Source organism: Enterococcus sp. DIV0901a, from assembly GCF_051711525.1.
In the GTDB taxonomy this organism is placed as follows: Bacteria; Bacillota; Bacilli; order Lactobacillales; family Enterococcaceae; genus Enterococcus_B; species Enterococcus_B faecium.
Genome location: NZ_JBIOMW010000001.1, coordinates 1 through 23,423, shown reverse-complemented (window position 1 = coordinate 23,423; position 23,423 = coordinate 1). Strand labels below are relative to the sequence as shown.

Annotated in this window: 18 protein-coding genes; 2 read left to right on the top strand and 16 right to left on the bottom strand. The window is 39.3% G+C overall.

The window, feature by feature from the left end; all coding sequences use genetic code 11:
* Positions 1 to 28: 28 nt before the first annotated feature.
* Positions 29 to 847: a ZIP family metal transporter gene (locus tag IGL70_RS00090; RefSeq protein WP_002294342.1), complete on the bottom strand. Its 819-nt coding sequence runs from the start codon at positions 845 to 847 to the stop codon at positions 29 to 31.
* Positions 848 to 1,011: 164 nt separating this feature from the next.
* On the opposite strand from IGL70_RS00090, the gene spxB reads away from it, so the two are divergent.
* Positions 1,012 to 2,742 carry a pyruvate oxidase gene (gene spxB / locus IGL70_RS00085; RefSeq protein WP_002288384.1) on the top strand — a complete coding sequence of 577 codons (1,731 nt, stop codon included), beginning with the start codon at positions 1,012 to 1,014 and terminating at the stop codon, positions 2,740 to 2,742.
* Between the two features lie 185 nt (positions 2,743 to 2,927).
* Here the strand turns inward: spxB and IGL70_RS00080 are convergent, their stop codons facing one another.
* Positions 2,928 to 3,449, bottom strand: coding sequence for an HdeD family acid-resistance protein (locus IGL70_RS00080; RefSeq protein WP_002309892.1), 522 nt, complete (start codon positions 3,447 to 3,449; stop codon positions 2,928 to 2,930).
* 248 nt (positions 3,450 to 3,697) lie between these two features.
* Between IGL70_RS00080 and IGL70_RS00075 the strand changes: the two genes are divergently transcribed.
* Positions 3,698 to 5,320: an ABC-F family ATP-binding cassette domain-containing protein gene (locus tag IGL70_RS00075; RefSeq protein ID WP_104873708.1), complete on the top strand. Its 1,623-nt coding sequence runs from the start codon at positions 3,698 to 3,700 to the stop codon at positions 5,318 to 5,320.
* 128 nt (positions 5,321 to 5,448) lie between these two features.
* Here IGL70_RS00075 and IGL70_RS00070 read toward each other — a convergent pair whose 3' ends face one another.
* The 14 genes from IGL70_RS00070 to dnaA all read right to left on the bottom strand — a co-directional run.
* A complete protein-coding gene (locus IGL70_RS00070) occupies positions 5,449 to 6,312 on the bottom strand; it encodes a DegV family protein (RefSeq protein WP_002288377.1) in 864 nt (287 codons plus the stop codon).
* Between the two features lie 786 nt (positions 6,313 to 7,098).
* Positions 7,099 to 8,391 carry an adenylosuccinate synthase gene (locus IGL70_RS00065; protein ID WP_002288375.1) on the bottom strand — a complete coding sequence of 431 codons (1,293 nt, stop codon included), beginning with the start codon at positions 8,389 to 8,391 and terminating at the stop codon, positions 7,099 to 7,101.
* Between the two features lie 779 nt (positions 8,392 to 9,170).
* Positions 9,171 to 10,538 (bottom strand): replicative DNA helicase, encoded by a 1,368-nt coding sequence (gene dnaB / locus IGL70_RS00060; protein ID WP_002288373.1) that lies wholly within the window; start codon positions 10,536 to 10,538, stop codon positions 9,171 to 9,173.
* A 273-nt stretch (positions 10,539 to 10,811) separates the two neighbouring features.
* On the bottom strand, positions 10,812 to 11,264 hold the full coding sequence (rplI, locus tag IGL70_RS00055; protein WP_002288372.1) for a 50S ribosomal protein L9: 453 nt from the start codon (positions 11,262 to 11,264) through the stop codon (positions 10,812 to 10,814).
* Positions 11,265 to 11,269: 5 nt separating this feature from the next.
* Positions 11,270 to 13,243, bottom strand: a complete 1,974-nt coding sequence (locus IGL70_RS00050) for a DHH family phosphoesterase (RefSeq protein ID WP_002288371.1) — start codon at positions 13,241 to 13,243, stop codon at positions 11,270 to 11,272.
* Between the two features lie 142 nt (positions 13,244 to 13,385).
* Positions 13,386 to 13,622, bottom strand: coding sequence for a 30S ribosomal protein S18 (gene rpsR / locus IGL70_RS00045; RefSeq protein WP_002288370.1), 237 nt, complete (start codon positions 13,620 to 13,622; stop codon positions 13,386 to 13,388).
* Positions 13,623 to 13,647: 25 nt separating this feature from the next.
* Positions 13,648 to 14,160, bottom strand: coding sequence for a single-stranded DNA-binding protein (gene ssb / locus IGL70_RS00040; protein WP_002288368.1), 513 nt, complete (start codon positions 14,158 to 14,160; stop codon positions 13,648 to 13,650).
* 49 nt (positions 14,161 to 14,209) lie between these two features.
* The gene (gene rpsF / locus IGL70_RS00035; protein WP_002288366.1) at positions 14,210 to 14,509 is read right to left on the bottom strand and encodes a 30S ribosomal protein S6; all 300 of its coding nucleotides are present in this window, start codon (positions 14,507 to 14,509) and stop codon (positions 14,210 to 14,212) included.
* Positions 14,510 to 14,744: 235 nt separating this feature from the next.
* Entirely contained in the window at positions 14,745 to 17,216 is a 2,472-nt protein-coding gene (gene gyrA, locus IGL70_RS00030; RefSeq protein WP_002288365.1) for a DNA gyrase subunit A, read from the bottom strand.
* Between the two features lie 19 nt (positions 17,217 to 17,235).
* Positions 17,236 to 19,182, bottom strand: coding sequence for a DNA topoisomerase (ATP-hydrolyzing) subunit B (gyrB, locus tag IGL70_RS00025; RefSeq protein ID WP_002288364.1), 1,947 nt, complete (start codon positions 19,180 to 19,182; stop codon positions 17,236 to 17,238).
* The gene (gene recF / locus IGL70_RS00020) at positions 19,179 to 20,303 is read right to left on the bottom strand and encodes a DNA replication/repair protein RecF (protein ID WP_002301794.1); all 1,125 of its coding nucleotides are present in this window, start codon (positions 20,301 to 20,303) and stop codon (positions 19,179 to 19,181) included. The genes gyrB and recF overlap by 4 nt, the downstream gene beginning before the upstream one ends.
* Complete coding sequence (gene yaaA, locus IGL70_RS00015; protein ID WP_002295251.1) at positions 20,290 to 20,532, bottom strand: S4 domain-containing protein YaaA; 243 nt, start codon at positions 20,530 to 20,532, stop codon at positions 20,290 to 20,292. The genes recF and yaaA overlap by 14 nt, the downstream gene beginning before the upstream one ends.
* 228 nt (positions 20,533 to 20,760) lie before the next feature.
* A complete protein-coding gene (gene dnaN, locus IGL70_RS00010) occupies positions 20,761 to 21,891 on the bottom strand; it encodes a DNA polymerase III subunit beta (RefSeq protein ID WP_002288361.1) in 1,131 nt (376 codons plus the stop codon).
* A 197-nt stretch (positions 21,892 to 22,088) separates the two neighbouring features.
* On the bottom strand, positions 22,089 to 23,423 hold a 1,335-nt coding region (gene dnaA / locus IGL70_RS00005; protein WP_002288360.1), incomplete at its 5' end, for a chromosomal replication initiator protein DnaA.

Genomic DNA, 23,423 nt, shown 5'->3' with positions numbered 1-23,423 from the left:
TTTGATATATCATATATATTTTTTTTATTTATCCTAATGCCACATCCAAAATCATCATAATGATAAATCCACTCATGACGCCAAAAACTGCAAAATGACGTTTGCTGGACAATGTCTGCTGTGCTTCAGGGATCAATTCTTCCACCACGACATAAATCATTGCTCCTGCGGCAAAAGCAAGTGCATAAGGAAGCAGCAGCTCCACTTTCGTTACTAGTAGCGCTCCAATCACTCCAGCAATTGGTTCAACGATTCCAGAAGCTTGTCCGTAAACAAAGGCCTTTTTACGACTCAGACCTTCTTGTCGCAACGGGATTGATACAGCTGCTCCTTCTGGGAAGTTTTGGATACCAATACCTAGCGCCACCGAAACAGCGGCTAATATAGCGGCTGTCGGATTATCCGCAGTTGCTGCTGCACCGAATGCTACCCCCACGGCTAAACCTTCAGGAATGTTATGCAATGTAATAGAAAAAACAAGCAAGATCGTCCGTTTTAAATGGGTAGGCAATCCTTCTGCTTCATGTTGTGGTCCAAAATGCATATGGGGCAGTGTTTTATCTGCCATATATAAAAACACACCGCCTAAACCAAACCCAATACTTACAACTAGCCAAGCAATATCTCCATTTTCTTCTGCTTTTGTAATAGCCGGATCTAACAAAGACCAAAAACTTGCAGCAATCATGACACCAGAAGCAAATCCTAACATCAAGTTTAGCACTTCTTTTTTGATTTCTTTAAAGAAAAAAACCAACCCGGCACCAAGAGCTGTCATAAAATAAGTAAAAGCTGTCCCAGCAAGTGCTTGCTGCCAAGGTTCAAGTCTCAATAGCCATTCAACCATGCCATTCCCCTCTCTTGAATCTATCTATGTACTACTCTAGCATATTCCCAAAAACATGACTACATTTTTGTGAAAAGACGAATTAGTTGGGATTTTCGATAAAAAGTTCTATACTCTAGATACAAAAAATTTATGTATCATCATTGCTAAAGGAGTGAAACACCATGTCAAAAATCAATGCAGGAATCGCAATGGTAAAAGTTCTTGAAAGCTGGGGTATCGACCATATTTACGGCATTCCCGGAGGATCTTTCAATTCAATTATGGATGCGCTATATCAAGAAAAAACCGAAATCAACTACATTCAAGTTCGTCATGAAGAAGTCGGCGCACTCGCAGCCGCTGCAGATGCAAAATTAACGGGGAAAGTCGGCGCTGTCTTCGGCTCTGCAGGACCTGGTGCGACACATTTGATCAATGGTTTGTATGATGCACAGATGGACCATGTGCCTCTAGTAGCGTTCTTAGGACAAGTTGCTTCTACATCCATGAACTATAACTCTTTCCAGGAACTAAATGAAAATCCTATTTTCGCAGATGTCAGCGTATACAATCGTACAGTCATGACACCGCAAAGTCTTCCGCATGTAGTAGATGAAGCCATTAAAGCCGCCTATGAGCATAAAGGCGTGGCTATCGTGACTATCCCTGTTGATCTTGGTTTTGAAGAAATTGACGAACAACCTTTCTCCACCGCTCACACTCACAAAACAAGTGTGATATTACCAGAAGAAAAAGATTTGCTAGCTGCTTTGCCTTATCTTGAAAAAGCAAAAAAACCAGTTCTTTATGTTGGTCAAGGAACGCGAAACGGATTTCCGCAAATCAAAGAATTCTCAGAACATTTTTCAGTTCCTGTTGTCGCTTCCGTTCTAGCAAAAGGAATTATTCCTGATGATTATGAAAACTTTCTTGGTTTTGCTGGACGTGTCGCTACTAAACCCGGAAATGAAGCATTGGCAGAAGCCGATCTGATCTTATTTGTCGGTAGCGACTTCCCATTTGGACGTGCATTTTTTAATCCAACTGCTGAATTTATCCAAATCGATATCGATGCGTCAAAATTTGGACGACGCCATGAAACATCTTTGTCGATCCTCGGTGATGCAAACACAGCTTTGCAAAGACTTGTCGAGTTAGGGGATGCTCGCCCTGCTGATAGCTGGTACCTAGCAAATCAAGAAAATAAAGAAAAATGGGTAAATTGGTTGAAATCTTTTGAAGATCGAGAGGAAGAACCGATTCGTCCAGAGGCTGTCTATAAAGAAATCAATCGTATTGCTGAAGACGATGCGATTTTCGTCACAGATGTCGGTAACACGACTATCCATTCTATTCGTTTATTGAATATGAACGGTAAACAAAAACATACGACATCTGGATGGTTCGCAACTATGGGTAATGGTGTGCCAGGAGGAATTGCCGCACAACTAAGCTACCCAGAAAAACAAGTATTTACCTTAAGTGGTGATGGCGGGTTTGCTATGGTCATGCAAGATATCATTACACAAGTCAAATATCAGCTTCCAATTATTAATGTTGTCTTTTCGAATGATTCTTTTGGTTTCATCGAAGCAGAACAAGAAGATACGGAACAAAAGAAATTTGGTGTATTTTTAGAAGATGCAGATTTCGGTAAAGTTGGAGAAGCGCTCGGGGCAAATAGCTTTACAGTCACAGAATACTCGCAACTTCGATTTGCCTTTGATGCAGCTGCAAAATCAGATCGTCCTGTAGTAATCGATGTGAAGATCAATAACAAGCGCCCATTGCCAGTAGAAGATCTGCATTTAGATCCAAGAAAATATTCTGAAGAAGAAATCCAAGCATTCAAAGAAAAATATGAAGTCCATGATTTGCCAGTATTGAATGAATTATATGAAAAGAGGTTGTGACAACTGCGCTATGCTTCGAGTATTAAGATAAAATTTGTGTATATAGCTTCTCACATTTTTGCATAAATTTGTCTCGACACCTAAAAATCACCTCGTGCATATTTGTCCATGATAAAAAAGCCGGCTTCCAATTACAACAGTAAAACTGTAATCGGAAGCCGGCTTTTTTATTTGTTTGATTTTACTTATCTAAATGCATAGACGATATGTGTGATACCAAATAACATAAAATAGAATCCAACTAAAAAGCTTAATGTCAACGCAGAAGAAATTGGATTAAACAATAAGAAAATTCCTAATAAAATTCCTAAAATATTGACGATGATCGTAAACCAATAATATCCTTCACTTACTCCTCTTGCCAAGTCAGCAGTAAATAACGCTAAAACTGAATCAGCAATAAACCATACTGCAAAAACAAAAGGCAATGCTGCGACTCCTGCACCAATATTGAATAAGAAAAAGACGCCAACTAGAATATCGATGATCCCGATTATTAAGGGCATCTTTCCTTTATATCCTGTTAGCTCTTTTAATCTGTTCCGTACAAACAGTTCAAATATCCCTTTAATAAAGGCAAAAATCGCAAAGACTACTACAATTGCAACTAAATTTCCGACAGGGTCTTGAAATGATAACAATGAGACAAGTACAAATAAAATTCCCAAAATCAATGAGCCCCAGTCGATGGTTCTTTTTTCATCCATTTTCAATCCTTCTTTCATTTCTTTTACAGTTTTATAGTACTCCCTCTTATAAATAACGTCAAAAATTATGCTGTTGCAAACTAATAAATCCTATAGTAGCTATTTTCGCTCCGCTTTTATTTTTATTTTTTTCATTCTGTTTCACGTGAAACACAAAGAATGTTCGATTGCCTTGAATCTTTTACCTTTCCCCTATATAATTCTATAAGACTTGTCAAAACTAATAATGATAAAAGTGAGGAAAAAAATTGATTACTGTAAATGATGTGAGTTTGCACTTTTCAGACCGCAAACTATTTGATGATGTGAATATTAAATTTACCCCCGGAAACTGCTATGGCTTGATTGGTGCAAATGGTGCAGGTAAATCAACGTTCCTTAAAGTGTTATCAGGGGATCTGCAGCCTTCCACAGGTTCCGTTACTATGGGACCAGATGAACGGATGGCCGTATTGAAACAGAACCATTACGACTATGAAGACTATACTGTACTTGAAACAGTCATCATGGGACACAAGCGTCTGTATGAAGTGATGAAAGAAAAAGATGCGATTTACATGAAAGAGGATTTCACTGACGAAGATGGTATTCGAGCAGCTGAATTAGAAGGAGAATTTGCTGAGCTTAATGGATGGGAAGCTGAACCAGAAGCAGCTGTTTTACTGCAAGGTCTGAACATCCCTGAAGAATTGCACCATCAGCAAATGAGTGAATTAACTGGTGGACAAAAGGTAAAAGTGTTATTAGCACAAACACTATTTGGTAAACCTGATGTTCTTTTGCTAGACGAACCAACAAACGGTCTGGATATCCAATCGATCAATTGGCTGGAAGAATTTTTGATCAATTTTGAAAATACTGTGATCGTTGTATCCCATGACCGTCACTTTTTGAACAAAGTATGTACACATATGGCGGATCTAGATTTTGGTAAAATCAAACTTTATGTAGGAAATTATGATTTTTGGTTGGAATCTAGTCAACTAGCGGCTAAACTTCAAGCAAACGCAAATGCCAAAAAAGAAGAACAAATCAAAGAACTCCAAGAATTTATTGCCCGCTTTAGTGCGAATGCATCAAAATCAAAACAAGCAACTTCACGTAAAAAAATGCTTGAAAAAATTACTTTAGACGATATCCAACCTTCTTCTAGACGTTATCCATTCGTTGGATTCAAACCTGAACGTGAGATTGGAAACGACTTATTGCAGGTAGAAAATGTAAGTGTAACGATTGATGGAAAGAAAATTTTAGATGATATATCTTTTAATTTGAGCAAAGAAGACAAGGTCGCTTTCGTCGCAGAAAATGATATAACAAAAACAACGCTATTCAAAGTTATCATGGGTGAAATTACGCCAGATACTGGAACAGTACGTTGGGGTGTGACAACAAGTAATTCTTATTTACCAAAGGATACAACGAAAGAATTCGATACTGATCTAACGATTTTAGACTGGTTGCGTCAATATGCAAGTAAAGAAGAAGATGATAACACCTTCTTAAGAAGCTTCTTAGGAAGAATGTTGTTTTCTGGTGAAGAAGTATTGAAACCAGTGAATGTTTTATCTGGTGGAGAGAAAGTCCGTTGCATGCTTTCAAAAATGATGCTTTCGAAAGCTAACGTACTTGTATTAGATGATCCAACGAACCATTTAGACTTAGAATCAATCACAGCATTGAATGACGGCTTGATGGCATTTACTGGCTCAATCTTATTTGCGTCACATGACCATCAATTTATCCAAACATTGGCAAACCGCATCATTGCCGTTTCGGATAAAGGTGTGATCGATCGAGCTGATACGACATATGATGAATTTTTGGAAAATGCAGATATTCAAAAACAATTGAACGAGTTATGGGCATAATGGCCTATTTAGCTTAAAAAATAAAAAAACAGCGACCTCTAAGAGATAGGATGCTCATCTATCTTTTAAGAGTCGCTGTTTTTGTTACAATCAATTTCTGGGCTTTTTTACAGAATGAGTTACTGCTTTTATCGACTGATTCCCATCGAAAAAATCGCGATACAGCCATAGCCTGTGTGACTGGCGATCGTTGGTCCTAAGGGATAAAGCTTCACATCTTTCATCTTTATCTGCTCTTCCAAAAGCCGTTTTGCCTTCTCCGCGCTCTCTAGATCCCCAGCGTAAGCCACATAAACGATTTGATCAAGTGGTGCAACGATTGTTTTTACCGTCTCATTGACGATTGTCTGGATCGACTTGTTTCTTCCTCGAACTTTGTCAACATTCGTCAGCCTTCCTTCTTTATCCACCGTAATAATAGGCTTTACACTCAATAGACTGCCAAGAGTAGCACTTGCTTTGGAAATCCTACCGCCTCGTTCTAGATATTTCAGATCGTCTACTGTTACCCATGAATGGACTTTCAAATAATTACTTTCCAGCCACTCTAGGGTTTCTTCGATGCTTTTACCTTCTTTTTTCAATCTTACAGCTTCCAATACTAAAAGCCCTTCCCCAATACTTGCAGCTTTTGTATCAAAAACATAGATCTCAGGGTCTTCATATTCTTCCTTCAGCAATTCAACCGCTTGAAGCGCACTACTGTAAGAGCCGCTTAATCCACTGGAAAAAGCCACATATAAAACAGGAATCTGTTTTTCCGCATAAGAACGGAAAAATTCTAAATATCGGCCAACATTGATTTGTGATGTCGTAGGCATCGCACCATTTTTCAGCTGATTCATGTAGCGGTCATAATTGAATGTCTTTCCGAGGTCATCTACTAACTCTTGATCATTCAATTGGAGATTCATTGATAAAAAATCAACTTTTTCTTTTGCTAATACATGGTATGGCAGATCACAACAAGAATCTGTTACAATTTGATACACATTTTTCAACCCCTTCTCGTTACATTTTACCCTTATCGTCTATTATAGCAAATCTCTTGCGCTAGACACACTTTAACCGGTTTATTTTCGCAAGTTCTAATCAAAATAAGAGGTTGTGACAGAAGTGGTCAGCTTCAAGAAATAAGAAGGAATTTACGAAAATTGCTTCTCAAATTTTTGTGAAATTTCGGCTTATTTCCGTAGAAGCTACTTCTGGAACACCGTGAATCAGAGGTTGTGAAATCAGCGTTTTGACCTGAGTATTAGAGAAAAAAACGGAAAAAATAGTTCCTCATATTTTGCCGTTTTTTGAGCTAATACCGAGGGTCAGCTGATTGAACACCGTTTACCAAGAGGTTGTGAGCCTGCCGTTTAGCTCCGAGTCACAAGGAACAATTTCAAAAAACAGCTTCTCATGTTTGTTGAATATTGTGACTTGTGACCGAGGAGTTGGCAGGAGAACACCGTTTAGTGGAGAGGTTGTGAAAAAGCTGCTCTGCATCAAGCAGTAAGAACAATCAGGTAAAAATAGCACTCCATATTTTTCATCTGATTGGGCTTAGTGCCGTAGATGCAAGCTTTTGAACACCGTTTGTTCGGAAAAAGGGACTGTGACACGGTTTTTGTCACAGTCCCTTATTCTGAATAAACAGTGTTCAAGAGACAGCCTATCGGCAATAAGGCTAAACGTCTCTTTCACTACCTCTTCAAGTTATTATTATCGTATAGATAAACACTTCGACTCGCTCTGGTAAGAACGTCCTGATTCAGTCGTCGTTTTTATCCTTAGATTTGCGCCCAGACGCTTTCTAAGATGTTTGTTTGTGTTCTATCAGGTCCGACAGAAAATGTTGAGATACGTACACCAACAAGCTCTGAGATACGACGTACATAGTTACGTGCGTTTTCTGGCAGTTCTGCAAGTGTTTTGCATCCTGTAATGTCTTCTGACCAGCCTGGCAATTCTTCATAGATTGGTTTGCAGCGGTTCAACTCTTTCAAGCTTGCTGGATAGTGGTAGATTAGTTCGCCATCTAATTCATAAGCCGTACAAATTTTTACTGTTTCCAATCCACTTAATACATCGATCGAGTTTAAAGATAGGTTGGTAATACCTGAAACTCGTTTAGAATGGCGCATAACTACAGAATCAAACCAGCCTACACGACGCGGACGACCAGTTGTCGTACCGTATTCTCGTCCTACTTCGCGGATTTGTTCTCCTGTTTCATCAAATAATTCAGTTGGAAATGGTCCATCACCGACACGTGACGTATAGGCTTTGCAGACGCCGACAACTTTATTGATTTTTGAAGGCCCTACACCGCTTCCGATTGTTACCCCACCGGCTACTGGGTTAGAAGAAGTAACAAAAGGATAAGTTCCCTGGTCGATATCCAGCATTACACCTTGTGCGCCTTCAAACAACACGCGTTTGCCTGCATCCAAAGCATCATTCAAGATAACGGAAGTATCTGTGACGTATTGTTTGATTTGTTGTCCGTATTCATAATATTCTTCAAAAATATCGTCAAAATCAAGTGGTTCTGAATCAAACATTTTTACAAATTGACGGTTTTTGTCATCTAGATTCAAACGAAGACGTTCTTCAAAAATTTCTTTATCTAATAAGTCTGCAATACGGATACCTACACGAGCTGCTTTATCCATATAGGCAGGTCCGATTCCTTTAATCGTTGTACCAATCTTATTTTCGCCCTTAGCATCTTCTTGTAATTGGTCCAATTTGATATGATAAGGCAAGATTACGTGCGCGCGGTCAGAAATACGCAAATTACTTGTTTCTACACCTTTTTCATGTAAATAAGCTAATTCTTTAACCAATGATTTAGGATTGACTACAACGCCGTTTCCGATCACACTGATCTTGTCTTTATAAAAAATCCCAGAAGGAATCAAATGCAGTTTATAAGTCACACCGTTAAACTTAATTGTGTGCCCTGCATTGTCGCCACCTTGGTACCGTGCAATCACTTCAGCATTTTCACTGAGAAAGTCTGTGATTTTTCCTTTCCCTTCATCGCCCCATTGCGTACCTACTACTACTACAGATGACATGTGAACACCTCGTTCTATATTATTTAATCCTGAACCATTGTATCAATAATAGATACATATTTCAAATAAAATCGAATGATTTTTATTTTTATTTTATAAAAACGCTTAAAAAACGAACTTTATCTTTTTAGAATGGTTATTAAAAAAGAGGTTGTAACAGAAGTGGTCAGCTTCAAGAAATAAGAAGGAATGTACGAAAATTGCTTCTCAAATTTTTGTGAAATTTCGACTTATTTTTCGAAGAAGCTACTTTTGGAACACCGTGAATCAGAGGTTGTGAAAAAGCTGTCCTGCATCAAGTAATAAGAACAGCCAAACAAAAATAGCTTCTCATATTTTTCGTTTGATTGGGCGTATTACCGCAGATGCAAGCTTTTGAACACCGTTTAAGAAAGAGGTTGTGAGCCTGCCGTTTAACTCTGAGTCACAAGGAGCAATTTCAAAAAACTGCTTCTCATGTTTGATGATATTGTGACTTGTGACCGAGGAGTTGGCAGGAGAACACCGTTTAAGGAAAAGAGGTCGTAAGATCAGCGTTTTGACCTGAGTATTAGAGAAACAAACGTCAAAATAGTTCCTCATATTTTGACGTTTGCTGAGCTAATACCAAGGGTCAGCTGATTGAACACCGTTTATTCGGAAAAAGGGACTGTGACAAGACTTTTGTCACAATCCCTTTGGAGATCTGTTTAAATTAAGTACTCTAGTCGTTCCTGCGGTTACTCCTTGCATCTTCTTACGAGAGCTCTCGGGATTGCTCAAGGCTCACAACCTCTTCTTTAAAATTCTTCTCTTGGCGAAAGCGACGAAAACTTATTGTATTCTTTGATAAACAGTAGTTCAACTGTTCCTCGTGCACCGCTTCGGTTCTTCTCGATGATGACTTCGATGACGTTGTCATTTTTTGGCTCGTTTCCATCATCGTCATCTCCGCCTTCTCTTTCATAATAATCATCTCGATACAAGAAGGCTACGATGTCCGCATCTTGTTCAATTGATCCGGATTCACGAATATCACTTAGCACTGGTCGTTTGTCTTGTCGCTGTTCTACTCCACGAGATAACTGTGAAAGAGCAATGACAGGTACTTTCAGCTCTTTCGCCAGTTTTTTCAGTTGGCGAGAGATATCTGATACTTCTTGTTGACGGTTCTCTTTACCGTTACCTTCAATCAACTGCAAATAATCGATCAATATCAAGCCTAGATTGCCTTTTTCTTGCGCTAGTTTCCGACATTTCGCACGGATTTCAGAGATTTTGATCCCTGGTGTATCATCGATAAAAATATTTGCTCGAGAAAGACTCCCCATCGCAACGATCAGATTCGACCATTCTTCTTCCGAAAGCTGACCTGTACGTAAATGGCTGGCCTCAATCGAACCTTCTGCACAAAGCATCCGATTTACAAGAGATTCTGCCCCCATTTCCAAACTAAATATCGCAACAGAACGATCTGTTTTTGTTCCTACATTTTGAGCAATATTCAATGCAAACGCTGTTTTACCTACCGCTGGACGTGCAGCAAGAATGATTAGTTCTTCGGGCTGGAAACCTGCTGTCATTTTATCCAGACCTTGATAGCCAGTTGGTAGACCTGTGATTTCTTCATTGTTTTGAGCTAGTCGATCGATATTTTCAATCGTGGAGTTCAGTACTTCAGCAATAGATAAAAAGCCGCTTCGATTTCTTTTTTCCGAAACCTCCAAGATACTGCGTTCGGCATCATCTAAAATTGTTTGAACTTCTTCTCCTTGCTCGAATCCTTTCGTAACGATTCCTGTTGCTGTCTGGATCAATGTACGCAGCAATGATTTTTCTTCAACGATTTTCGCATAGTAGACGATATTTGCTGCTGTCGGAACTGCTAATGCCAAGTCTGAGAGATAACTTAAACCACCGGCATCTTCTAACAAATTGGCTTGTTCCAGCCGGTCTTTGACAGTAACCACGTCAATCGCTTCATTACGATCATTTAACTCGATCATTGTCTCAAAAATAATTTGATGGCCACGACGATAAAAGTCTTTTGGCTCTATGTACTCCATGGCATCAATGATCGTTTCTGCGTCAAGAAAAACAGAGCCTAAAACCGCTTGTTCAGCTTCAATATTTTGCGGTGGGATTCGATCCTGCCACACTTCATTCATACGTATCGCTCCTTGTCTTCAATTGCTTCATTTTACAAGAAAATGAGAGAAAAGTCATCATTCGTACCGAAAGTGTAATAAAAAAATAGTTCTCTTTTATTATACTCGTTTTCTTTATGCTATTTTGCTGTTCCCAAAAAAGAAACCGAAATCAATCTGAAATCGATTTGCAGCTTTTGCTTTCATTGCTGCAGCTGTTTTCTCAGATAAATTTCGGTTTGTCTTTTTTCCTTCTGGTTATACTTACCAGCTGAACATCGCTATCAAGATTTGTTATTCTTGTACGACATGAACTTTGATCGTAGCCGTCACCTCATGATGAAGCTTAACAGGTACGTTTGTGTAGCCTAGTGAACGGATCGGATTTTCTAATTCGATTTTTCGTTTATCTAATTTGATTTTGTATTGTTTGTTTAACCCTTCAGCAATTTGTTTTGAAGGGATCGAACCAAACAAACGGCTGTCTTCCCCTGCTTTCGCCTTCAATTCGACTACAGTATCTTCTTTTTCCAAGAATTCTTTTAACTTTTTAGCTTCTTCCAAGATTTCAGCTTCGTGTTTTTCTTGTGCTTTCTTTTGTCCTGCTAACTGACTGATACTGCTTTTCGTTGCTTCTTTTGCCAAGTTATTTTTGATTAGATAATTTTGTGCATAACCTGCTGGAACTTCTTTGATGTCCCCTTTTTTACCTTTTCCTTTTACATCTTGTAAAAAAATTACTTTCATTTGGATTACTCCTTATCATATATTTGATTCATATTTTCTTTGATTGCAGCAAATAGCTTCTGTTTTGTTTCCTCAACTGTCGTATTTTCCAGTTGAGTAGCTGCGTTTGTGAAGTGTCCTCCGCCACCTAAGGATTCCATGATGATTTGGACGTTGATCGTGCCGGTACTTCTGGCACTGATCCCAATCAAGCCGTCTGTCCGCTTTGTAATGACGAAAGCTGCATTGATATTGATCATCGAAAGCAATGTATCTGCTGTTTTTGCTGCTATAACACTATTATACTCTTTTTCGTCTGTCCCTGCCGCCACAACAATATCAGAAGTCACATAGTCGCTTCCAGCAATCAAATTGCTGATCTCCAAGTATGTCGCTAAATCCGAGCTCAATAAATATTGTACTAAGGATGCGTCTGCTCCACAAGACCTTAAATAGCTGGCAACGTCAAAAGTTCGTGCAGTTGTACGGACATTGAAACTATTTGTATCTACAACCATCCCTGCAAGCAATAATGTGGCCTCAAAACGATCTAAGCGATTTGTTTTGCTGCTTTGGTATTGGATCAGCTCAGAAACTAGCTCTGAAGCTGAAGAAGCTGAAGATTCAATATAAGTCAGCAGAGGTTTACTTGGAAACTCTTCCCCACGACGATGGTGATCAATGATCACAATCTTATCAAATTGCTCATATAGGCCCTGAGAGATCGATAGAGAAGGTTTATGGTAATCCACCATCACGAGGAGGTCCTCTTCTTTTTTCAGCTCTATGGCACGTTCTGGAGAGATTAGTTGCATTTCTAATTCAGGATGCTTATGGATTTCTTCAAGACACCGTTCTACATCTGGAATGATCTCGTTCTCATTGATAACGATGTAAGCTTTTTTCTGGTTGAAGCGTGCCAGACAACTGACACCAAAAGCAGAGCCTAAAGCATCCATATCCGGAAACTTGTGCCCCATGATAAACACATCGCCTGTTTCATCAAAAATCCGACGCAAAGCGGTACTCATCGCTCGAGAACGAACACGCGTGCGTTTGACATTCTTAGCAGATTTCCCCCCATAATAAACAGGTTTTGCTCCTTCTTTTACCTCTTTCACGACAACTTGGTCGCCTCCACGGACTAAAGCAACATCTAAATTATTCTGAGCTTCTCCACCGATTTCATCGAGGGTTCTTGAGCCATAAGCAATCCCCATACTAAGGGTGATAGGCGAGCTCTGTTTTTCAGCTTCTGCTCGAAAGCGATCCAGCAAATCAAATTTTTTATCCATCATCTTTTTCAGATCGATCATCTGTGCTACGAAGAAAAACCGTTCTGCGTTGATTCTTTTGAAAAAGACATGGTATTCATTCATCCAGTCAGAAACTAGTGTAGTGACGAAAGAGTTCAAATAAGAAATCTCTTTGTCATCTAATTTATCAATGGCATCTGCATAGTTATCAATAGATAAAATACCAATCACCGGCTGACTGTTCGTCTGATGGAGTTTTAACAACTGGTTTTGGGTAATATCATTAAAATAAACAACACCCTTTACTGTATCCATATCAAACTGAAATGTTTTATCTGCTAGATAGACTTGGTTTTTCTTTTTTTCTTTTGCAGTAAAAAAAGTATCTAGCAATTCTTCCTCTGTTAATCCACTTTGATCTTTGATTTTCAATGCTAATGGATTGAGCCATTCGATTTTTTGGCTTGATGGCTGATAAGCAATCACTCCTACAGGCATGACTTCTGAGACATAAGCTAGATTGGTTTCAGCTACAGTCGAAGCCTGCTGGATTTTTTCACGTTTATTTAAAATAAGCCAACGTTTCATTTTCAACCAATAGCGAACACCCCATAAATTCATCAATAGAATGACCGAAGCGCTAACAAAACGAAATGGTAAAATTAAGACTACCAATACTTCGATTAATATAAACAGGATAAGGAAGAGAGGTTTCGGGGATAAATGATTGTTTTTATTTTCCATAATTTTCCTCCCATATATGACTAATTTGATTTTACCATAACTTTCGTCATTCGAGCGACTAAACGAATAGAGGTTATTTTTACAGAAAAAAAGGAATTGAATAGCTGATCAAAAGGATCAGTCATTCAATTCCTAGGATTTATTAGTCTTCGCTAACGAAAGGTAGCAAGCCCATGATACGAGCGCGTTTGATTGCAACAGTAATTTTACGTTGGTTTTTAGCGCCTGTACCAGTTACACGACGTGGCAAGATTTTACCGCGTTCTGAAATAAATCTTTTTAGTAATTCGATATCTTTATAATCGATATATTCAATATGGTTAGCAGCAATGTAGTCTACTTTACGACGTTTACGTCCGCCTCTTCTTTGTTGTGCCATTCTATTTCCCTCCTATCAAATTCGTTTAGAATGGTAAATCATCGTCTGAAATGTCGATCGTTGAACTTGAGCCGAATGGGTCAGAAGTATCACGGTCGAAATCAGGCATACCGTTGGATGATTGAGATGTTTGATTAGAGTTATTGTTTCCGCCAAATCCGCCAGCTGATTGACCAGAACTTTGGAATCCGCCGCTTTGTTGGCGATTTTCAGATGCAGAACGACTTTCCAGCAATTGGAAGTTGTCAGCTACTACTTCTGTCACGTATACACGTTGTCCTTGCTGATTATCATAAGAACGAGTTTGGATACGTCCAGTAACACCTAAAAGTGTTCCTTTACGAGCATAGTTTGCTAAAGTTTCTGCTGATTTGCGCCAAATCACACAGTTGATAAAATCAGCCTCGCGATTGCCGCTTTGGTTTGTAAAATTACGATTCACAGCCAAAGTAAATGTTGCGACTGCCGTACCACTTGCTGTGTAACGCAAATCTGGATCTTTCGTCAGACGTCCAACTAATACAACATTATTAATCAAAATAGTCATCTCCTCTCATCGTTTTCTATTGTTTCACATGAAACAACAATTAAGCTTCTTCTTTAACAATCATGTGACGAATGATATCGTCGTTGATTTTAGCAAGACGGTCAAATTCATTGACAGCATTTGCTGATGATGGAGAAGATACTTTAACGATGTGATAGATACCTTCACGGTAACCGTTCATTTCATAAGCGAAACGGCGTTTTTCCCAATCTTTTGATTCGATAACTTCTGCTCCGTTATCTTTCAAGATTGCATCGAAACGTTCGATTAAAGCAGTTTTTGCTTCTTCATCAATGTTTGGACGAATAATGTACATGATTTCATATTTCGTGTTTTCCATTGATATTCACCTCCCTGTGGACTTTCGGCTCTTAGGTTCCTAAGAGCAAGGAGAGTTATCTAATTAATTAGACTACTCACAAGCTCTAATTATACACTCTATTTTGGTCAAAAGCAATACAGAATGAACAGTTTCGAATATTTTAAGAGAAATTCAACTAATCAAAAAAGCCAGCAGGAATAACCAGATTTTTTAATCGGTTATTCTTGCTAGCTTACACACTTAGTCTTGATGGTTATTCTTCTGATCCTTGTTCTTCAACTGTTTGTTCTGCAGCTTCTGGTTCGACTGCTGCCATCGTGACAACTTTCGTATCGGCTTCCATCTTCATCAAACGTACGCCTAATGTTGAACGTCCAGTTTGAGAAACAGTCGATACGTTGAAACGGATAATGACACCTTTATCTGTAATCAGCATGATGTCTTCATCTCCAGAAACAGTGGTCAATCCAGCTAGTGGACCATTTTTTTCAGTGATGTTCGCCGTTTTGATCCCTTTACCTCCGCGGCCTTTCACTGGATATTCCGATACTTTTGTCCGTTTTCCGTAACCTTTTTCTGTGATCACTAATACTTCTTGATTTTCCTTCATTAAGGCTGCCCCAACGACATAATCTTCCTCACGCAGGCGTATCCCTCTGACCCCGGAAGCTGTACGTCCCATATCGCGGACTGCTTCTTCTTTGAAAGTGACAGAGTAGCCGTTATGTGTTCCAATAATGATATTAGATTGACCATCTGTCAGTAGCACATTGACGAGCTCATCGTCTTCTTTCAAACCAATTGCGATCAGACCATTACTTCGGATGTTAGCAAAAGCAGTGACAGAAGTACGTTTTACTGTACCTTGACGCGTCGTAAAGAAGAGATAGTGGCCTTCTTCTGCTTCTCCCGTCACCGCAATGATTGCCTGGATGCTTTCACTCGAATCGATACCTAGTAAATTGATGATTGGGATTCCTTTGGCTGTACGCCCGTATTCTGGAATTTCGTATCCTTTTGCCCGATACACTTTTCCGTTATTCGTAAAGAATAACAATGTATCATGGGTAGAACAAGAAACCAGATTTTTGACGAAGTCGTCATTGTGGATACCCATTCCTTGGACACCACGTCCACCCCTTCGTTGAGCTCTGAATTCATTATTTGCCAAACGTTTGATGTAACCATTGTTTGTCAATGTAATAACGATTTCTTCTTCTTCGATTAAATCTTCATCTTCCAGACTTAAGACCTCACCGACTAGTAATTCTGTGCGTCGTTTATCACCAAATCGTTGATTCAAGTCTGCTAATTCATTCTTGATGATTTCTGTAACACGTTCTGGTCTTGCCAGAATGTCAGTTAAATCTTCAATCAGTTTTAAGAGTTCTTGGTATTCATTTTCGATTTTTTCCCGTTCCAAACCGGTCAATCGGCGTAAACGCATATCTAAAATAGCTTGAGACTGGCGATCGGATAAATCGAACCGTTCGATCATTGTTGCTTTTGCCTCGTCATCTGATTTAGACCCGCGGATAATCGCAATGATTTCATCGATATGATCCAAAGCAATACGCAAACCTTCTAAGATGTGTGCTCTTGCTTCTGCTTTTTCTTTTTCAAAGACCGTCCGTCGTGTGATGACTTCGCGTTGATGTTCGATATAGTTTTCAAGGATTTGTTTCAAGCTCAAAACTTTCGGCACACCTTTTTCGATCGCCAACATATTGAATCCAAATGAATTTTGCAAGGATGTCAATTTATATAAGTTATTCAAGATAACGGATGCGCTGGCGTCACGACGGATGTCAATGACGATCCGCATACCTTCACGGGAAGATTCGTCCCGCAAATCTGTGATCCCTTCGATACGCTTGTCTCTGTGCAGTTCAGAAATCCGTTCGATCAATTTTGCTTTATTGACCATATAAGGCAATTCTGTCACGATGATCCGTTCTTTACCATTTGGCATCTCAGTAATCTCAACTTTTGCACGTACGGTAATAGAACCCTTACCTGTTTCATACGCTCTTCGGATTCCTGATTTCCCCATAACCAAACCACCTGTTGGAAAATCTGGTCCAGGTAATACTTCCATCAATTCATTGGTCGTCACATCAGGATTATCCATCAGCAAATCGATAGCCGCTACTACCTCAGACAAGTTATGAGGTGGGATATTCGTGGCCATACCTACGGCGATCCCCGTTGTTCCGTTCACTAAAAGATTCGGGAAGCGAGCAGGTAGTACAACTGGTTCTTTTTCTGTATCATCATAGTTGCTTTGGAAATCAACAGTGTTCTTATTGATATCACGCAGCATTTCTGTAGCGATTTTGCTCATCCGTGCTTCAGTATAACGCATAGCGGCGGCACCGTCACCGTCAACAGAACCAAAGTTTCCATGACCATCCACTAGCATATAACGGTAGCTGAATGGCTGTGCCATCCGTACCATTGACTCATAGATCGCACTGTCTCCATGAGGATGGTATTTACCCATGACATCTCCGACGATTCTGGCAGATTTTTTATGGGCTTTATCCGGTGTTACACCTAATTCGTTCATGCCGTATAAAATACGGCGATGAACGGGTTTCAGACCATCTCTGACATCAGGAAGTGCACGTGCGACAATAACACTCATCGCATAATCGATGAAGGAGTCTTTCATTTCGCTGGTTAGATTGACATCATGGATGTTTTCTCTGATTTCTTCACTCATTCTTTTTCCTCCTTCATGATTAAATATCTAAGTTCTTCACATAGTGTGCATTTTCCTCGATGAATGCACGACGGGGTTCTACTCGATCCCCCATCAACATTTCAAATATCTGATCTGCTGCAATAGCATCGTCCACACTGACGCGGGCCATCATCCGATTGCTTGGGTCCATAGTTGTTTCCCATAGTTGATGATCATCCATTTCTCCAAGTCCTTTATAACGCTGAACGCTTGGTTTTGGTGAGGCAGGAAGTGAAGCAACGACTTGTTTCAACTCTTCTTCTGCATTTTTTCCTGGTTGTACATACGTAATATTCTTCCCTTGTTTTACCCCGTATAAAGGTGGCTGAGCAATATAGACGTATCCAGCTTCAACAATAGGACGCATGTAACGATAAAAAAGAGTCAGCAGCAATGTACGGATATGCGCGCCGTCGACATCGGCATCAGTCATGATAACTAATTTGTGGTAGCGAGCTTTCGATACATCAAAATCTTCTCCAAACCCTGTACCCATAGCAGTAAATAAAGACCGGATCTCTTCATTTGCCAAGATCTTGTCCATGCTTGCTTTTTCAACATTCAAGATTTTCCCACGAATAGGCAAGATGGCTTGAAACTCTCGATTACGACCTTGCTTAGCTGATCCGCCGGCCGAATCTCCTTCGACGATGAACAATTCGCATTTTTCAGGATCGTTGCTAGAGCAGTCCGCTAATTTTCCTGGCAGATTACTAATCTCTAAAGCACCTTTACGTCTCGTTACTTCACGCGCACGTTTCGCTGCTAGACGAGCTCTGGAAGCTAGTAATCCTTTTTCAACAATTTGCCGGCCCACACTTGGGTTTTCCAGCAAGAATTTCATGAAATGTTCGCTAAATAACCGATCAGTGACTGTCCGTACTTCGGAATTGCCCAATTTTGTTTTTGTTTGTCCTTCGAATTGAGGGTCAGGATGCTTGATAGAAATAACAGCTGTCAATCCTTCTCGCACGTCTTCACCGGTCAAGTTGTCGTCATTTTCTTTCATCAGCTTTTGTTTTCGGGCATAATCATTTATCACACGAGTTAAAGCAGTCTTGAATCCTGATTCATGTGTTCCACCTTCATACGTATGGATATTGTTGGCAAAACTCATGATATTGGAATGGTAGCCGTCTGTATATTGCATAGAGACTTCAACTGCGATATCTTGCTGTTCACCTTCCAAATATACAGGTTCTGGAAAAATCACGGTTTTGTTTGCATTCAAGTATTCGACATAACTTTTGATCCCGCCGTCATAATGGTATTCATTGATGACTGGTTCTTCTTCTCGTTTGTCTTCAATCGATATACGCATCCCGCGGTTCAAGAAAGCAAGTTCACGGATCCGGGTAGCCAATTTTGAAAAATCAAACTCAGTTGTCTCTGTAAAAATTTCAGGGTCTGGCGTAAAGTGAACCGTTGTTCCATGGCGATCCGTTTGTTCGATAATCTTTAAGTCGTCCACTACAGCTCCACGACGATATTCTTGATAGTACACATTTCCTTCTTTGTATACTTTGACATCAAGCTGTGTAGAAAGCGCGTTTACAACAGAAGATCCTACTCCGTGAAGTCCACCAGAAACTTTGTACCCACCACCGCCGAATTTTCCTCCAGCATGTAAAACAGTAAAGACCGTTTCAACTGCAGGACGTCCAGTTTTTGCCTGGATATCTACAGGTATCCCCCGACCGTCGTCAATAACGGTGATACTGTTGTCTTTTTCAATAATCACATGGATTTTCGTTGCAAAACCTGCTAATACTTCATCGATCGAATTATCGACAATTTCCCAAACAAGGTGATGCAGACCCTCAGAACTAGTCGAACCGATATACATGCCAGGTCGTTTACGAACGGCTTCAAGTCCTTCAAGTACTTGAATCTGACTGGCATCATACTCTTTAGCGCGTTCTACTAAACTTCTTTCTTCTGTCATTCAGTTTCTTCTCCTTTTAGTTTCCCTTGTTGAACATAAAAAATCTCAGGTTCAACAGTCATTTTATTTTTTACATGGTCAAGTGTCGTTGTTGTTAAGAACGTTTGAACTTTTCCTTCGATTGTTTCTAGCAGATGGAGTTGACGACTATCATCCAGCTCGCTCATCACATCATCTAACAAAAGGATTGGATATTCCCCCGTCTCTTCTTTAATCAAATCGATTTCTGCTAATTTGACACTTAGTGCAGTTGTTCTTTGCTGTCCTTGCGATCCATAAGTCTGCACATTTTTCTGATTAATAAAAAAGGAAAGATCGTCACGATGAGGACCAACTGTCGTTGTTCCCCGAAAAAGGTCTTTCTTTTTATTTTGGTTCAAAAGTGCGAGAAATTGTTCTTGGATTTGCTCTTGCGTATGTGTTTCTAAAGAATCGACTGCGGTGAGATACTCGATTTCCAGCTGCTCTTTTTGATGGGTGATTTGCTGATGCAAAGAATTAGCCCAAAACTCCAATCGCTTGACGAACTGTGCTCTTGCTTTCAATACTTTGCTGCCAAACGCTGCTAGTTGTTCGGACAAAATATCCAAATAAAGCAAATCAGTTTGTTTTTTTTCATTCAATTGCTTTAAATACTGGTTTCTTTGTTTCAAAATTGCTTGGTATTGGACAAGATCATAAAGATAGATTGGATTGATCTGGCCTAATTCCATATCTAAAAACTTCCGCCTGATCTGCGGGCTGCCTTTTACTAAAGAAAGATCTTCTGGTGCAAATAAAATGACATTCATTTGTCCCACGTAAGTACTTAACTTTTTTTGTTCGATATGGTTGATCTTGGTTTTTCGGCCTTTTTTAGATAATAAGATTTCTAATGGAAGAGTGGATGAACCTTTTGTGATCTCTCCTTGAATCATCGCCTGATCGTCAGTCCAGCCAATCAATTCCTGCTCACTACTTGTCCGATGACTTCGCGTCATAGCTAATACGTAGATACTTTCCAAAAGATTCGTTTTTCCTTGCGCATTTTCTCCTAAAAAGATGACGAGGTTCTTGGAAAATTCGATGTTCAGCTCTTCGTAATTTCGATAATTTTTTAAATACAGCTTATTCAGCCTCATTATCGTCGTTTCCTTTTTTTACCATAAAAAAAGTTCCTACTTCTGGAACTTCAACCATCATGCCGGGATAAAGTTTGCGTCCACGACGATTTTCTGGTTCGCCATCGACTAACACAGTGTTTTCTGCCAAATACCATTTTGCTTGTCCGCCACTACCGATAACTGTGACTTCTTTCAACATTTGGCCCAACGTCATGAATTCCGTATTTAGAATGACTTGTTGTTTCAATGCCCATCCCTCATTTTCATTATTAAAAGTATACTCTATTATACCTTTTTTTTCGCAATAAAACAAATTTATCCATATATTTTTCCATATAAGACGATTTAATCTAAAAAAGGTGATTTAAACAAAAATAAACAGAAAGCCTTAAAAGAGATTTTAGGGCCTTCTGTTTAAAATTTTATTTTTTCTATTTCTTTTCAATTAAATTTTCAAGAACAATGAAAATCATTGTTAATTTGTACGTACAGGAGTAATCAGCTGAATAAATTGAACGCCATCTTCCGTTGGTTCCAATGTAAATGGACGAATAGCAGAGATAAATTTCACTTTGATGCTCATATCTCCAAATGCACGCAACGCTGCTTTCATATAATCCGGATTGAAAGAAATATCTAATGGATCGCCACTGCTTGCTGTATAACTCAAGCTTTCTTCTACTTTCCCGATTTCTGGCGAATTTCCGTATAAAACAACCGCATCTGGACGAATAGATAAACGAACGATGTTGTTACGGCCTTCATGAGAAAGTAAAGAAGCCCGTTCGATCGCCGCTAAAAAGCTAGGAACAGAAAATTCAACCTCTGTATTAAAACTTGAAGGAATCAAACGATTGGTATCTGGATAGTTTCCTTCTAGCAAACGGGAATAGAAATACATCGTTTCTGTTTTGAACAACACTTGGTTTTCCATAATGCTGATTTCGACGATTTCTTCTTCATTTGTTAATGAGCGAGATAATTCGATCAAACTTTTTCCAGGAATAACAATATCAAAATGATCAGCCGCTTGTTCTACTGGAATCACGCGTTGACTTAGACGGTGAGAATCAGTAGCTACAGCTAATAAAGAATTATCAGATAAAATGAAATGCACACCTGTCAAGATTGGACGACTCTCATGTTGTGAGACAGCAAAAACTGTTTCGTTGATTAGTTTAGTCAATACGTGTACAGGTAATTTCATCTGGTTATGGCTTTCGACAACAGGAAGATGAGGATAGTTATCTGCATCTAATCCATTTACGATAAAATTCGCTTTTCCAGAAGTGATCGCTACTTGTTTATTTTCTAAAACTTCTAAAGTAAATGTTTCTTCAGGAAGTCTCCGAATGATTTCGCTAAAGAAACGTGCTTGTAAAACAATGGAACCAGTAGATTCGATTTGCATATTTGCTTTTTCGTTTTCAACAGACAAAAAAGTTTCAATTGATATATCAGCGTTGCTCCCCGTCAAAGTCAAACCTTCTTGTGTCAGTGTGATTTTTACACCTGTCAAAATAGGGATCGTGGTTTTGCTTGAAATAGCTCGTTGAACAGTTTGCAATTCCTGCATAAAGCTAGCTCGGTTTAAAGTAACTTTCATGATGTATCTCCTTTGAATGTTTGTTTATTTATTATTAGTTAAAAAGAATAATAAAAGTAATAGGGCATGTTGATTCTGTGGAAAACTCAAAAAACGTAAGAGAGAAACGAAAAAACAGCTGTGGAAAAAGTGTGTATAACTTTTGAACGTTTTTTTCTTTTATCCACATGCTATTTTCAGTTGATAGAATCGACAAATTAATTTAGTAAAAAGTTTTTGATTTCTGATACTTCATTTTGCATACTGACACTAGAATCCATCAGCTGCTGGATTTTTTCATGAGCATGGATAACCGTTGTATGATCCTTGCCACCGAATTCAGCTCCGATTTTCGGTAAAGAATTATCTGTGAGCTCACGTGCCAAATACATAGCGATTTGTCTAGGAACAACAATAGATTTGACGCGTTTCTTTCCTTTGAGATCTTTCAATTGGATGTGATAATACTTTGCCACTTCTTCTTGGATCTGCAGGATTGACAATTGAGGATGTCCTTTTCCTGATTTTAACGTTTTCAGTGCGTCTGCAGCTAGACTAGTCGAAATATCTTCACTATTCATCGCAGCAAAAGCTTGCACTCGAACAAGCGCACCTTCTAATTCACGAATGTTAGAATCAATTTGTCCTGCGATGTAGCTTAGTGTGTCATCTGGGATCTCTAGACGTTCAGCCGCCGCTTTTTTACGTAAAATCGCTGTTCTTGTTTCAAGATCCGGCGGTGTAATATCAACAGACAGCCCCCATGCAAAGCGAGAAACAAGGCGTTCTTGCAGTTTCGGAATCTCGTTTGGCAACCGATCACTGGTTAGTACGATTTGTTTCCCTTCATTGTACAAGGCATTGAAAGTATGGAAAAACTCTTCTTGCGTAGCTTCTTTTTCTGCAAAAAATTGAATGTCATCCACTAGCAGTAAATCAACATTTCGATATTCTTGACGGAACTCTTCTGCTGTTTTGTTTTGGATCGAATTGATGAAATCATTAGCAAAAGTTTCACTGCTTACATATTTTACTTTGGCATTAGGCTGACTTTGCAGCATTTGATGACCAATTGCATGCATCAAGTGAGTCTTACCAAGTCCCACGCCTCCATAAAAGAAGAGCGGGTTATAAATAGAACCTGGATCTTCTGCTACAACGAGCGCTGCTGCATGAGCCATCTGGTTTCCTTTACCAATGACAAACGTATCAAAGGTATATTTAGGGTTCAGCATGGCTTTTTTTAGCGGACTAGGTGCCACAACTTTTGGATTTTTTTCTTCTATAACTTCTTCTTGCTCTGCTTCTTCGCCAGTAATAAAGCGAGGGATAATCTCATTTCCTGATAACATATAACCGACTTCAACGATTTTTGTCGCCAGGTTTTTTTCCCAATATTCTTTATGAATCTTGCTAGGAACCTCAACAACGAGCTGGTTTTGATCAAGGGTTCGAGGGTTCGCTGTTTCGATCCATGTATTATAGCTAGCAGGCGATAAATCCTTTTGGTATGTTGCTTTTAATTCATTCCATAAAGCATCGAGGGATACCAT

Coding starts and splice junctions, on each gene's coding strand:
- IGL70_RS00090 (WP_002294342.1), bottom strand. CDS start 847: ATGGTTGAATGGCTATTGAGACTTGAACCTTGGCAGCAAGCACTTGCT.
- rpsF (WP_002288366.1), bottom strand. CDS start 14,509: ATGGAAAACACGAAATATGAAATCATGTACATTATTCGTCCAAACATT.
- gyrA (WP_002288365.1), bottom strand. CDS start 17,216: ATGAGTGAAGAAATCAGAGAAAACATCCATGATGTCAATCTAACCAGC.
- spxB (WP_002288384.1), top strand. CDS start 1,012: ATGTCAAAAATCAATGCAGGAATCGCAATGGTAAAAGTTCTTGAAAGC.
- IGL70_RS00080 (WP_002309892.1), bottom strand. CDS start 3,449: ATGGATGAAAAAAGAACCATCGACTGGGGCTCATTGATTTTGGGAATT.
- rpsR (WP_002288370.1), bottom strand. CDS start 13,622: ATGGCACAACAAAGAAGAGGCGGACGTAAACGTCGTAAAGTAGACTAC.
- dnaN (WP_002288361.1), bottom strand. CDS start 21,891: ATGAAAGTTACTTTAAACCGAGCTAGCTTTATGCAGGAATTGCAAACT.
- rplI (WP_002288372.1), bottom strand. CDS start 11,264: ATGAAAGTAATTTTTTTACAAGATGTAAAAGGAAAAGGTAAAAAAGGG.
- gyrB (WP_002288364.1), bottom strand. CDS start 19,182: ATGACAGAAGAAAGAAGTTTAGTAGAACGCGCTAAAGAGTATGATGCC.
- IGL70_RS00065 (WP_002288375.1), bottom strand. CDS start 8,391: ATGTCATCTGTAGTAGTAGTAGGTACGCAATGGGGCGATGAAGGGAAA.
- recF (WP_002301794.1), bottom strand. CDS start 20,303: ATGAGGCTGAATAAGCTGTATTTAAAAAATTATCGAAATTACGAAGAG.
- dnaB (WP_002288373.1), bottom strand. CDS start 10,538: ATGAATGAAGTGTGGCAGGATCGAATCCCACCGCAAAATATTGAAGCT.
- IGL70_RS00050 (WP_002288371.1), bottom strand. CDS start 13,243: ATGGAAAATAAAAACAATCATTTATCCCCGAAACCTCTCTTCCTTATC.